General features: G+C 71.6%; 11 protein-coding genes. 4 read left to right on the forward strand and 7 right to left on the reverse strand.

The annotated features are described in order from the left end of the window. Nucleotides 1–24 precede the first annotated feature (24 nt). Entirely contained in the window at nt 25–2,145 is a 2,121-nt protein-coding gene (locus tag ACZ59A_RS09580) for a PTS fructose transporter subunit IIABC (RefSeq protein WP_470955766.1), read from the forward strand. Nucleotides 2,146–2,152: 7 nt separating this feature from the next. On the opposite strand, the gene ACZ59A_RS09585 is transcribed toward ACZ59A_RS09580, so the two are convergent. Further along, entirely contained in the window at nt 2,153–3,073 is a 921-nt protein-coding gene (locus tag ACZ59A_RS09585; protein WP_470955769.1) for an FAD-dependent oxidoreductase, read from the reverse strand. Between the two features lie 69 nt (nt 3,074–3,142). Beyond that, nucleotides 3,143–4,291 carry a P1 family peptidase gene (locus ACZ59A_RS09590; protein WP_470955772.1) on the reverse strand — a complete coding sequence of 383 codons (1,149 nt, stop codon included), beginning with the start codon at nt 4,289–4,291 and terminating at the stop codon, nt 3,143–3,145. 202 nt (nt 4,292–4,493) lie between these two features. Between ACZ59A_RS09590 and ACZ59A_RS09595 the strand changes: the two genes are divergently transcribed. Together ACZ59A_RS09595 and ACZ59A_RS09600 are read left to right on the forward strand one after the other, a co-directional pair. Then, nucleotides 4,494–5,036, forward strand: coding sequence for an AMP-binding protein (locus tag ACZ59A_RS09595; protein ID WP_468053890.1), 543 nt, complete (start codon nt 4,494–4,496; stop codon nt 5,034–5,036). 3 nt (nt 5,037–5,039) lie between these two features. Next, on the forward strand, nt 5,040–5,237 hold the full coding sequence (locus ACZ59A_RS09600; protein ID WP_470955776.1) for a hypothetical protein: 198 nt from the start codon (nt 5,040–5,042) through the stop codon (nt 5,235–5,237). Nucleotides 5,238–5,295: 58 nt separating this feature from the next. Here ACZ59A_RS09600 and mscL read toward each other — a convergent pair whose 3' ends face one another. From mscL to ACZ59A_RS09625, 5 genes are all read right to left on the reverse strand, one after another. Continuing rightward, nucleotides 5,296–5,781, reverse strand: a complete 486-nt coding sequence (mscL, locus tag ACZ59A_RS09605; RefSeq protein WP_470955779.1) for a large conductance mechanosensitive channel protein MscL — start codon at nt 5,779–5,781, stop codon at nt 5,296–5,298. 93 nt (nt 5,782–5,874) lie between these two features. Continuing rightward, nucleotides 5,875–6,552, reverse strand: coding sequence for an RcpC/CpaB family pilus assembly protein (locus ACZ59A_RS09610; protein WP_470955783.1), 678 nt, complete (start codon nt 6,550–6,552; stop codon nt 5,875–5,877). Nucleotides 6,553–6,758: 206 nt separating this feature from the next. Then, entirely contained in the window at nt 6,759–7,607 is an 849-nt protein-coding gene (locus tag ACZ59A_RS09615; protein WP_470955786.1) for an S-methyl-5'-thioadenosine phosphorylase, read from the reverse strand. Nucleotides 7,608–7,730: 123 nt separating this feature from the next. Continuing rightward, the gene (locus ACZ59A_RS09620; protein WP_468053880.1) at nt 7,731–8,111 is read right to left on the reverse strand and encodes an FmdB family zinc ribbon protein; all 381 of its coding nucleotides are present in this window, start codon (nt 8,109–8,111) and stop codon (nt 7,731–7,733) included. Between the two features lie 110 nt (nt 8,112–8,221). Then, on the reverse strand, nt 8,222–9,730 hold the full coding sequence (locus ACZ59A_RS09625) for a potassium/proton antiporter (RefSeq protein WP_470955789.1): 1,509 nt from the start codon (nt 9,728–9,730) through the stop codon (nt 8,222–8,224). Nucleotides 9,731–9,997: 267 nt separating this feature from the next. Here ACZ59A_RS09625 and ACZ59A_RS09630 point away from each other — a divergent pair, with 267 nt between their 5' ends. Next, nucleotides 9,998–12,760 (forward strand): penicillin acylase family protein, encoded by a 2,763-nt coding sequence (locus tag ACZ59A_RS09630; protein WP_470955791.1) that lies wholly within the window; start codon nt 9,998–10,000, stop codon nt 12,758–12,760. The last annotated feature ends 65 nt before the right edge of the window (nt 12,761–12,825 follow it).

Below are 12,825 nucleotides of genomic sequence, written 5' to 3' on the forward strand. Positions count from 1 at the left end.
TATCGCACCTAAGGGAGCCGCGAGATGAGTGAGCTGATCACCGCGGATCTGGTCGACCTTGACCTGTCCGCCGACACCAAGGAAGCCGCCGCCCGGTCGCTTGCCGAGCGCATGGTCGCGGTCGGCCGGGTCACCGATCTCGACGGCTTCCTCGCCGACGTGGCGGCCCGCGAGGAGCAGATGCCGACCGGCCTGGACGGCGGCATCGGCATACCCCACTGCCGCAGCGAGCACGTCACCGAGCCGACGCTGGCCTTCGGGCGCAGCACGGCCCGGATCGACTTCGGCGCGCCGGACGGACCGGCCGACCTGATCTTCCTGATCGCGGCCCCCGCGGGCGCGGACAGCGATCACCTGACGATTCTGTCCAGCCTCGCCCGGTCTCTGATGAACGCCGAGTTCACCGGCGCCCTGCGGGCCGCCGACGATCCGGCCCGGGCGGCCGCCCTGATCCGCGGTGACGAGGAACCGTCCGCCGCGACGGACGCCGCCACGGACAGCGCCGCGGAGGAGCCCGCTGCCGGGGAGCCCGCGACCGAGGAGCCGAAGGACGCGGCGAGCGGCCCGGCAGAGCCCGCCGGGACCTCCGAGCCCGCCGGAACCGCGCCCGCACCGGCGGCCGCGGCGGCGCCCTTCCGGATCGTCGCCGTCACCTCGTGTCCCACCGGCATCGCGCACACCTACATGGCCGCCGAGTCGCTGGAGAACGCCGCCCGTGAGGCCGGTGTCGAGCTGGTGGTGGAGACCCAGGGCTCGGCCGGGTTCGAGAAGCTGCCCGCCGCCACCATCGCCGCTGCCGACGCGGTGATCTTCGCGCATGACGTGGAGGTCCGTGACAAGGAGCGGTTCGCAGGGAAGCCGACGGTGGACGTCGGGGTCAAGGCGGGCATCAACCGCCCGGCCGAGCTGGTGGCCGAGGCGCGCGACAAGGCGGCGCGCGGCGAGACCAGCGCCCCGGCGGCGGCCGCCGACTCGGACGGCTCCGCCCCGATGGACGCGGGCGGCGACGGCTTCGGCACCCGGCTGCGCAAGTGGCTGATGACGGGCGTCAGCTACATGGTCCCGTTCGTCGCCGCGGGCGGTCTGCTCATCGCTCTCGCCTTCGCGATCGGCGGCTACGAGATCGCCAACGCCAAGTCCGTCGCGGACCACTTCGCGTGGGCCGAGAGCGCCAGCTGGGCTGCGCTGCTCTTCCAGATCGGCAGCGCGGCGTTCACCTTCCTGGTGCCCGTCCTGGCCGGGTACATCGCCTACGGCATGGCCGACCGGCCCGGGCTCGTGCCCGGCTTCGTCGGCGGCTTCATCGCGACCACGATCAAGGCCGGATTCCTCGGTGGTCTGGTCGCGGGCCTGATCGCGGGCGCGGTCGTCATGGGCATCCAGCGATTCAAGGTCCCGGCGGCACTGCGGGGCATCATGCCGGTCGTGGTGATCCCGCTGATCTCCTCGGTGATCGTCGGCTTCCTGATGTTCGTGGTGATCGGCAAGCCCATCGCCTCCGCCCAGGAGGCGATGACCGACTGGCTCAACGGGCTCTCCGGCGCCAACGCCATCGGCCTCGGCGTGATCCTCGGCCTGATGATGTGCTTCGACCTCGGCGGCCCGGTCAACAAGGTCGCGTACGCCTTCGCGACCGGCGGCATCGCGGTGTCCGACCCGAGCGACGGCAGCCTCAAGATCATGGCCACGGTGATGGCGGCCGGTATGGTCCCGCCGCTGGCGATGGCGCTGGCCACCACCGTGCGCGGGAAGCTGTTCACCAAGACCGAGCGGGAGAACGGCAAGGCCGCCTGGGTGCTGGGTGCCTCCTTCATCAGCGAGGGCGCCATTCCGTTCGCGGCCGCGGACCCGCTGCGGGTGATCCCCTCCTCGATGGTGGGCGGCGCGATCACCGGTGCGCTGTCGATGGCCTTCGGCTGCACGCTGCGCGCCCCGCACGGCGGCATCTTCGTGGTCCCGCTGATCGGCCAGCCGTTCCTCTACCTGCTGGCCATCCTGGCGGGCACGGTGGTGTCGGCCGGGCTGGTGATCTTCCTCAAGGGGATGCGGAAGAAGGCGGAGTCCGGCGCCACGGCCCCGGCCGGTGGCGACGCCTCCGCGAAGGGCGCCGCCGGCGACGAGGAGAAGGTGGCGGTCGCGGTCTGACCCCATCTCAGCCACCCCCCAACCCGTCCGTGGCGAGGCCGCGCGCAGCGTAGTAGGCGCTGAGCGCGGCCTCGCCGCCTGAGCCCATCGCGGTCGCGATCCGCTGGAAGCGGGCGGAGCGCAGATCACCGGCGGTACGGATCCTCGGATGCTGGCGGCCGGGCGGACAGTAACCGGACCCGCCGGTGACGACGGCCCCGCCGGGCGGCGCCGGGGCGCTGCCCAGATTCAGGAACGCCTGGTCGGCCGTGAGTTCACGCCGCTCGCCCGCGACGGTCAGCGCCTCGGCCCGCAGCGGCTCCGACGGCGGCCCCAACTCCAGCCGCTCCACGGCCACCAGCTCCACCCGGGCGTCCTGCCCGATCTCCTCGGTCTTGTACACGTCGCCGGGCGGATGGGCGACCAGGAGCCGGGCCCGTAGCCCCGGATGGGCGCGGAGGAGGGTGCCCAGGGGGCGGTCCGCACCGAGGACCAGAAGCGTGCGGTCGGTGATCGCCGCGGCATCCGCCTCCCACAGCTGGGGCAGCTCCCGGCCCTCCGCTCCCGCAAGCCACCCGGCGGTCGCGGGCGCCAGCGGCCCAACCCCCGTGGCGACGACGGCATACGGCGCGGTCAGGCGCGCACCGGAGGCCCTCGGCCCGTCGACCGTCACCTCCACCCGGTCCTCGAACGCGTCGATCCGCGTGGCCTGCCGCCCCAGTTCGACCCGGCAGAGGTCACACCTCGCCACGTCGGCCTCGACCGCCGCCGCCAGCCCGGGACCGGTGGCGAAGCCCAGGACATTGCTCACCACCGGGATGCGCCGCAGCGCACCGCACAGCACGTCGTCCGACTCGACGAGGACGGACCGCAGCCCGACGCTCGCCGCCATCACGGCGGCCGAACAGCCCGCCGGACCGCCGCCGACAACCAGCAGATCCGCATCCATGGTGATCCCCCTCGCTCTGGTCCCTCTCGGTCCCTCTGGGCCCCTGCGGGCCCATGCGGAGCCGTCCGCTCAGAACGGTCCGCCGTACAGATCCCGGTACGCGGGGAAGACCCCGCCCGGGCCGTCCACGCCCTCCGCCGCCAGCACCGCCTTGACCACGGCCCGGGTCAGCGCGTCCGCCCCCGCCGCCAGCACCTCGTTCAGCACCCCGGCCTCCCGGTGCACCCCGAACGCCGGATCCTCCGCACCGTCCCCGCTCTCCTCCGGTACCAGCGGGCGATCACCGGTGGCCAGGGCGAAGACCGTGTCGCCGTCGGACATCAGATGCACCGGCCGGATCGCCCGGGCCAGACCGTCGTGCGCGGTGCCCGCGAGCTTGTGCGCCTGGGCCCGGGTGAGCGCGGCGTCGGTGGCGACAACGGCCAGGGTCGTGTTCAGCGGAGGCCGCACCGACGCGGCCTGGCGCCGCTCCGACTCGGCCCGCGCCGCGGCCAGGCGGCGCACCGCCTCCGCATGCTCCTCCTCACCGGGGCGGTAGGGCCCGCCATCGCCGGACGGCTCGTACGACTGCCCGTACAGCGCGCCGGTCCGCGGGTCGGTGACCGATCCGAGCGCGTTGACCGCCACCAGTGCGGCCACCGTGATGCCGGACGGCAGCACCAGCGACGCCGAGCCCACGCCGCCCTTCAGCCCACCGGCCACCGCGCCCGTGCCCGCCCCCGCATTGCCCTGTCCGACCGGCGCGCCCGGCTCCGCACCGGCCGCCGCCTCGGCGGCCTCCCGGCCCAGGGCCGCGCCCGGCCGGGCCCGCCAGTCGCCGCCCCGGCCGAGGTCGAAGAGGGCGGCCGTCGGGACGACCGGGACGACCTGCGCCGGATCGGGGCCGACCCGGAAGCCGCGGCCGTGCTCCTCCAGCCAGGCGGCCACCCCAGAGGCGCTGTCCAGGCCGAACGCGCTGCCGCCGGTCAGCACGACGGCGTCCACGCGCTGGACGAGATTGCGCGGATCGAGGGCGTCGGTCTCCCGGGTGCCCGGGCCACCGCCGCGCACATCGACGGCGGCGACCGCGCCGCCCTCGGGAGCCAGCACGACGGTTGTCCCGGTCTGCCATCCGCCTCCGGTGCGCTGCGCATGGCCGACTCGCAGCCCGGGGACGTCCGTCAGCGCGTCGGCCCGGCCGGTTCGCGGGGAGTCATGGGTGGTTCGTTCGGTATCCATGAGTGCTATGCGTAGCACGGCGACTCGTGTCATGGTCGTACGACGAGGCATGCCCGGCCCCGGTGCGAGGGTCCTCGCGAACACCTCCGGACGGCGCGCGCCGGGCCATCGACGCCTCATATAGCGGACGTTCATCAGACGTTGATGACGTGACAGCAGGCTGTGCGGTATGCCGTTCGTCGCCGTCCCAAGGAAAACCGCCGTGCCCCGTACCTCCCGCATGGAGGAGCTCCCGACGCTGGCCGCCGCCACGCGGCAGACCTCCCGGGTGGCCCTCCGGTGGATCAGCGAACCCGACTGCACCGAGGAGCTGACCCACGCCGAACTGCTCGACCAGGCCGCCAGGACCGCCGCCGCCCTCACCCGGCTCGGGGTCCGGGCCGGTGACCGCGTGGCCGTCCATCTGCCGCTGGTGCCCGAATCCGTGATCGCCACGCTCGCCTGCGGCCGACTCGACGTCGTACGCGGCAGCCTGCCGGTGGGACTGCGCCCGCATGAACTCCGTGACCGGATCAGGGAGATGGACGCCAAGATCGTCATCACCGCGGACGGGGAACAGCGCTGCGGGGAGCAGCACCCGCTCAAGCAGCTCGTCGACCGGGCGCTCACCGGCTGCCCCGGTGTGCGGAACGTGCTGGTCGTGCACCGCCTCGGCCGCCCGGTGTCCTGGAAGCCCGGCCGGGACCTGTGGTGGCACGACGAGCTGGGCCGGTACACCGAACCGCTGCCGCGGTCGTACTCTTGAGCCATGAGCACCGCCCCCACCCCTGGACCGCGCGATCCGGCCGCCGCGCTGATCTTCGACGATCCTCTGGCGCGGCCGTCCTCGGACGATACGGACCGCGGGTGGGGTGAGCGGGCCCCCGGCGGCCACGGCACCGAGGGCGCCGACAGCGCCGCGGACCTGGCCAGGTTCCTCGACGAGAAGCCGCCCCACCACCTCTGATGGCGAAGGGCCCCACGCCGGAAGCCCTGACGGCGCGCGATGCCGAGCAGGCGCTCGACTAGGTGCTGGGGCCGCCTTCGCGCCGGGCCACCAGCTCGTCCCGGATCTCGCGGAGCAGCCTGATCTCCTCGGCCTCCGTCTCGGCCAGCTCCTCCTCGGCCAGCTGCTCCTTGGCGGCCTTGCGCGCCAGATAGCGCGACATCGGCAGCACCATCAGGAAGTACACCACCGCCGCGGTGATGAGGAACGTCAGCACGGCGGACAGCACGCTTCCCCAGAGGATCGGGATGCCCTTCACCACCTCGCCCGCCGCGTTCGTCTCGCAGGGCGCCTCGAGGCAGGAGCGGTACTTTTCCAGATCCTTCGTGCCGAAGGCGCCGACTATCGGATTGATGAGGCCCTTCACTATGGAGTTCACGACGGCGGTGAAGGCGGCCCCGATGACGACCGCGACCGCGAGGTCGATCACATTGCCGCGCATCAGGAAGGCCTTGAAGCCTTCCAGGACGCTCTGCTTCTCCTCGGGCACCTTCTCTGTGCTCAACCCACTGCCTTTCTCTCGCCGCCACGGTGCAGGAGCGGACGGTTCCGCAACCTACACCGGCGTCGATCCTGGCCAGGAGGCGAGGCATGCCTGTCAGGAACGGCACAGTGTCACCGCCAGACGTGAGGTGACCCCGGCCCCGGCGAGTGCGGCGGCGGCCGCGCGCGGCACCCTGAGCACCACCAGCGCCCCGCCGTTCGCCGGGCCGCCGCCGTCGAGCGCCCCGGCGTCCGGCTCGCCCGCCCCCGGAGAGCCTCCGGCCCCCGGCGGCCCGTCGTCCCCGAGGCCGGGGACGGAGGCCACCCGGACCCCGCGCGCGACCACCCGCGCCGGGTCACCGGACCCGCGGCGCCGGACGGCGTCGGGCGAGGGCGTGGCCAGCACGTCCACCCGGTCGCCGGGGTGCAGCAGCCGCACCGCCGCGGCGTCGGCGATCCGGACCGGTGCGGACACCATGACGGCTCGCGGCGGCTCGTACGGGCCGTCGGCCGCGGTGGCGGGGGAGGGGCCCGGGCGCGCGGATCCCTGACCGGACGGTGCCGCGGCGACGAGCGCGGCAGCCGTCAGCGCCAGCCCGGCCGCCATCGAGCGCCGTCGTCGCCGCACGGACGCCGCGCCGGGTGAACGCCGCAGCCGGTATCTGCCCTCGCGCGCCACCCGTACCGGACCGAAGCGAGGCACCGCGCGGGCCGGGGGAGTGGCGCGGGCGGACGGAGAAGGCGCGGGGGAGGGGGATGCGGGGAACGGGGCCGCGGAGAACGGATGGGACATGGCACAACACCGCCTGCCGTGAGGAGCCGAGGAGCTTCTGGCCCCATCACCATGCCCGGCTCCGCCCGATCCCGCCGGGGCCTGTGGACGGCCGACGTCTTGTGGACAACTTGGTCCCCCACAGGAGTGCACACCCGTACCGCCGCCGCCCACACAGGCGGCCCCACACCGGCGCCGCCCAGGCCCGCGGCCCGCCGGCGCGCCCGCTACGGCAGCTCTATCCCCAGGTCCCAGCCGTCGTGCCCGTGCGCGCACAGGCAGTCCCGGTCGGCGTTGTCGGGAAGGCCGCTCACCGCGTCGAAGAGCACCTCGCGCAGCCGCCCGACGTTCTCGCCGAACACCTTCAGCACCTCGGCGTGCGAGACGCCCTCACCGGTCTCCACTCCCGCGTCCAGATCGGTGACCAGCGTCAACGACGTGTAGCACAGCTCCAGTTCACGGGCGAGCACCGCTTCCGGATGTCCCGTCATCCCGACCACCGACCAGCCCTGCGCGGCGTGCCAGCGCGATTCCGCCCGGGTGGAGAAGCGCGGCCCTTCGACCACGCACACCGTTCCGCCGTCGACCGGTTCCCAGTCGCGCCCGCGTGCCGCCGTCACCGCTGCCTGCCGCCCCACCGGGCAGTACGGGTCCGCGAAGGTCGTGTGCACCACGTTCGGCACCCGCCCGTCCGGGAGCGGCTCACCGTCGAAGTAGGTCTGCGTACGTCCCTTGGTGCGGTCCACCAGCTGGTCCGGCACCAGCAGCGTCCCCGGTCCGTATTCCGGCCGCAGTCCGCCCACCGCGCACGGCCCGAACACCTGGCGCACCCCGACCGCGCGCAGGGCCCACAGATTGGCGCGGTAGTTGATCCGGTGCGGCGGCAGATGGTGCTTGCGGCCGTGCCGGGGCAGGAAGGCGACTCGCCGTCCCGCGATGTCGCCGAGGAAGAGCGAATCGCTCGGAGGCCCGTAGGGAGTCTCCACGGTGATCTCGGTCACATCGTCGAGGAAGGCGTAGAGCCCCGACCCTCCGATGACCCCTATGTCTGCTTGGGTGCTGCTCGTCTCGGCCATGTGATCACCCTAGCCAGCCCCGCCCGGCAGTGCCCGGACACCGGCCACGCCCGACGGCGCCCGGACGCAGCGCGCCCCCGCGGCTTCCCGGGAGGAAGCGGCGGGGGCGCGCTGCGTACGGGGTCAGGCGGCCGAGCTGGTGCTGCTCGACGACGACGTGGTCGACGAGGAAGACGTCGACGACGAAGATGACGAGGACGACCCCGAGGAGGTGTCCGAGGAGGAGGACGACGAAGACGACGAGGTCTTGTCCGCCGACTTGTCCGACGACGAGCCGCTGTCGCTCTTCGCCGCGGACTTCGAGCCGCTGCCCGAGCTGCTGGACGAGGAGCGGCTGTCGTTCCGGTAGAAGCCGGAGCCCTTGAAGACGATGCCGACCGCGGAGAACACCTTCTTCAGGCGTCCCTGGCACTGGGGGCATTCGGTGAGCGCGTCGTCGGTGAACTTCTGCACCGCCTCGAGGCCCTCGCCGCACTCGGTGCACTGGTACTGGTAGGTCGGCACGTACTTCCTCCTGGCACTCTCACTCGTTGAGTGCTAACGACGCTCCATAGTGCAGCATTCCAGCCTGCCAGTCCACCGCAGTACGGCACACGGTGACCTACGCCACGCTGTCAGCCGCCGCCGGTGCCCAGCCAGCCCGCCAGCTTGCCGCCCCGGCCGACCGCCCGCAGCCGCTGTTCGGCCGCGTCCCGCACCGGGTCGGTGGCCACCACCAGGAGTTCGTCGCCCCGCCGCAGCACGGTCGAGGGCAGGGGGACGAAGCTGGAGCCGCCCCGGACGACGAGGGTGACCGCGGCGCCGGGCGGCAGCCGCAGCTCGGCGACCTCCACCCCGTGCATCCGGGAGTCCTTGGGGATCGAAACCGACAGCAGATGGCCGCGCAGCCGTTCCAGCGGCGCCGATTCGATGCCCAGGTCCGCGGTGCCCTCCGTTTCCTCCAGCCGCAGCCGGGTGGCGAGCCACGGCAGTGTCGGTCCCTGGACCAGGGTGTAGATGATCACGAGGACGAAGACGATGTTGAAGATCCGGCGGCTGTCGGGCACCTCCCCGACCATGGGGATCGTCGCGAGCACAATCGGCACCGCGCCGCGCAGCCCGGCCCAGGACAGCAGGATCTTCTCCCGCCAGGCCACCCGGAACGGCGTCGTGCTCACCAGCACCGACACGGGCCGGGCAACCATGGTCAGCACCAGCCCGACGACGACGGCCGGCAAGATGTCGTCGGCCAGTTCGTGCGGCGTCACCAGCAGCCCGAGCAGGACGAACATGCCGATCTGGGCGAGCCAGCCGAGCCCCTCGGCGAAACCGCGGGTGGCCGGCCAGTGGGGCAGCTTCGCGTTGCCCATGACGAGCGAGGCGAGGTAGACGGCGAGGAAGCCGGAGCCGTGTGCCAGCGCGCCGCCCGCGTACGCGACGACCGCGATGGCCATCACCGCGATCGGGTACAGACCCGAGGCGGGCAGGGCCACCCGGCGCAGGCCGTACGAGCCGAGCCAGCCGATCGCGAGACCGATGGCGGCGCCGATCGCCAGCTCCAGCGCGATCTCGCCGATCATGAGGTACCAGGAGTCGATCGGGCCCTGGCTGGAGAAGGCGACGACCAGGATCACCACCGGGGCGTCGTTGAAGCCCGATTCGGCCTCCAGGGTGCCGGTGAGCCGCTTGGGCAGCGGCACCTTGCGCAGCACGGAGAAGACCGCCGCCGCGTCCGTGGACGACACCACCGCGCCGATGATCAGTGCCTGCCGCCAGTCCAGCCCCACCACATAGTGCGCCGCCGCCGCGGTGACTCCCACGCTCACCGCGACGCCCACGGTCGACAGCGCGGCGGCCGTCGGCAGCGCGGGTTTGATTTCGCGCCACTTGGTGCCCAGGCCGCCCTCGGCAAGGATCACGACCAGCGCGGCGTAGCCGATGACCTGCGTCAGTTCGGCGTTGTTGAAGGTGACGCCGAGCCCGTCCGTGCCCAGGGCGACGCCCATCCCGAGGTACAGAAGCAGGGTGGGCAGCCCGCTGCGGGAGGAGATCCTTACGGCCGCCACCGCGACGAGCAGGACGAGGGAGCAGACCAGCAGCAGTTCATTGAGGTGGTGGACAGTCAGGGGCCGAACCTTTCTCACGTGAGCGGCGGGATCTTCGGGGACGATGTGAACGGATCCCAGCCGACCGGAACTTCATTGCCTTACCTAACATTTTACGGGTTCTTGACGCGGGCCTTCCACACGGGCCGCACACGGGCCGCCCGCGGAGGTGTGGGAGAGGGTCGGCGGACCCGGTCCGATGGCCGGTGGACGGCGTCAGTCATGACTCCGCGTAGGGGCGGCGACAGCGCTGCGCCTATGGTTGCTCCAGCACTCCAGGATCACCCTGCCCCTCGAAGGACAGCGATGCCCGCCAACAAAACCGGCTCTTCTCCCAAGAAGAAGAGCCGACGTCTCCGCCTGCTCGTGATCGCAGTCGTGCTGCTGCTCGTGGGGGGTCTCGGCTTCGGCACGTACTGGAGTATCAGTACCGTGCGGGCCTCCTTCCCGGAGACCACGGGGTCGCTCCAGGTCAAGGGGCTTTCCGATCCCGTACAGGTCAAGCGCGACGGCAACGGCATACCCCAGATCTACGGCAATTCGCCGGAGGACCTCTTCCGCGCCCAGGGCTTCGTCCAGGCCCAGGACCGCTTCTGGGAGATGGACGTCCGCCGTCATATGACGGCCGGTCGGCTCTCGGAGATGTTCGGTCCCGGCCAGGTGGAGACCGACGCGTTCCTGCGCACCATGGGCTGGCGCCGGGTGGCGCAGCAGGAATACGACACCAAGCTGTCGCCGTCGACCAAGAGGTATCTGCGGGCCTACTCCGACGGGGTCAACGCCTACCTCAAGGACCACGAGGGCAAGGCGCTGTCGGTCGAATACGCGGCACTGGGCTTCGAGAACGACGGCTACAAGCCCGAGAAGTGGACCCCGGTCGACTCGGTCGCCTGGCTCAAGGCCATGGCCTGGGACCTGCGCGGCAACATGCAGGACGAGGTGGACCGCGCCCTGGCGTCGAGCCGGCTGAGCGCCAAGCAGATAGAAGAGCTGTACCCGTCGTATCCGTACAGCCGGAACAAGCCGATCGTCCAGGGCGGCGCGCTCAACGAGGCTACCGACGAGTTCGACCCCAAGGCGACGTCGACGGGCGCCACGGGCAGTGCGGGGTCCACCGACGCCGCGAGCGGGGTGGGCGGAGCCACCCAGGGCCTGCAGGGCCGTCTCGACTCCCTGTCCAAGACCCTGGAGAAGGTCCCGTCGCTGCTCGGCCCCAACGGAAGCGGCATCGGCTCCAACTCGTGGGTCGTCTCCGGCAAGTACACGACCACCGGCAAGCCACTGCTCGCCAACGACCCGCATCTGGCGCCCCAGCTGCCGTCCGTCTGGTACCAGATGGGCCTGCACTGCAACCAGGTCAGCAGCAAGTGCCCGTTCGACACGGCGGGCTACACCTTCTCCGGGATGCCCGGCGTGGTCATAGGTCACAACCAGGACATCAGCTGGGGAATGACCAATCTGGGCGCCGACGTCAGTGACCTCTATCTGGAGAAGGTCACCGCGACGCACTACCTCTACGACGGCAAGCAGGTCCCGTTCCGCAGCCGTGAGGAGACCATCAAGGTCGCGGGCGGCAAGAACCGCACGATCACGGTACGCAGCACCAACAACGGGCCGATCGTCTCCGACCGGGACGACGAGCTGACGAACGTCGGCAAGAGCGCACCGGTCGGCAGCGGCGCCGACGATGTGGCCCCCGACCGCGGCGACGGTTACGCGGTCTCCCTGAAGTGGACCGCGCTGTCCCCGTCGAACAGCATGGACGCGGTCTTCGGGCTCAACTCCGCCCGGAACTTCGACGACTTCCGCAAGGCGGCCAGTGACTTCGCGGTCCCCGCGCAGAACCTCATCTACGCCGACACCAAGGGCAACATCGGTTACCAGGCGCCGGGCCGGATCCCGGTGCGCAACGAGGGCGACGGCCGTTACCCGGCGCCGGGCTGGGACTCGCGCTACCGGTGGTCGAAGTTCATCCCGCAGTCGGCGCTGCCCTGGGAGTACAACCCCGACCGCGGCTACATCGTCACCGCCAACCAGGCCGTCATAGACAAGAAGAAGTACCCGTACCTGCTGACCGACGACTGGGGATACGGCGCGCGCAGCCAGCGCATCACCGACCTGATCGAATCCAAGGTCAAGGACGGCGGGAAGATCTCCACGGACGACATGCAGACCCTGCAGACGGACAACAGCAGTGAGATCGCCAAGGTGCTGACGCCCTATCTGCTGAAGATCAACGTCAAGGACCCGTTCGTCCGCGAGGCCCAGAAGCTCCTGGAGGGCTGGGACTACACCCAGGACGCCGACTCGGCGGCCGCCGCGTACTTCAACTCCGTCTGGCGCAACACCCTGATGCTCGCCTTCGGCGACAAGATGCCCAAGGAGCTGCGGGTCAAGGGGCAGTGCCTGCGGGTGCGCCCGGCCGAGGACTCCGGTCCGCTCGAGGACCTGGACGGCAACACCCGGCTGGTGCGCGAATGCGGTACGCGCGACGCCGACACGGCCCAGCCCGACGGCGGCGACCGCTGGTACGAGGTCGTACGGAAGATCATCAAGGAGCCGGGCAACGACTGGTGGAAGACCGCCGGTACCCGCAACCACCCGGGCGCGGCCGACCGTGACGAGCTCCTCGCCCAGGCCATGAAGAACGCGCGCTCCGAGCTGACCGCCAAGCTGGGCAAGAACATCAACACCTGGAGCTGGGGGCGGCTGCACCGGCTGACGCTGAAGAACCAGACGCTGGGCACCGAGGGCCCGGGTGTCGTCCAGTGGATGCTGAACCGCGGCCCGTGGGACCTCGCGGGCGGCGAGGCGGCGGTCAACGCGACCGGCTGGAACGCGGCGGGCGGCTACGACGTCACTTGGGTGCCGTCGATGCGGATGGTCGTCAACCTCGCCAACTTCGACAAGTCGCGGTGGATCAACCTCACCGGCGCCTCCGGCCACGCCTACAACGCGCACTACACGGACCAGACCGAGAAGTGGGCGAAGGGCGAGCTGCTGCCCTGGGCGTTCAGCAAGACCGCGGTGGACAAGTCCACCGACGATCAGCTGGCCCTCACCCCCTGAGGCCGCACACGGCCCTCTGCGGGCCTCTCCCGCCCCCGTCCCGGGGCGGGAGCCCGCGAACCTCC

This window comes from Streptomyces sp. NPDC040405 (assembly GCF_055595765.1).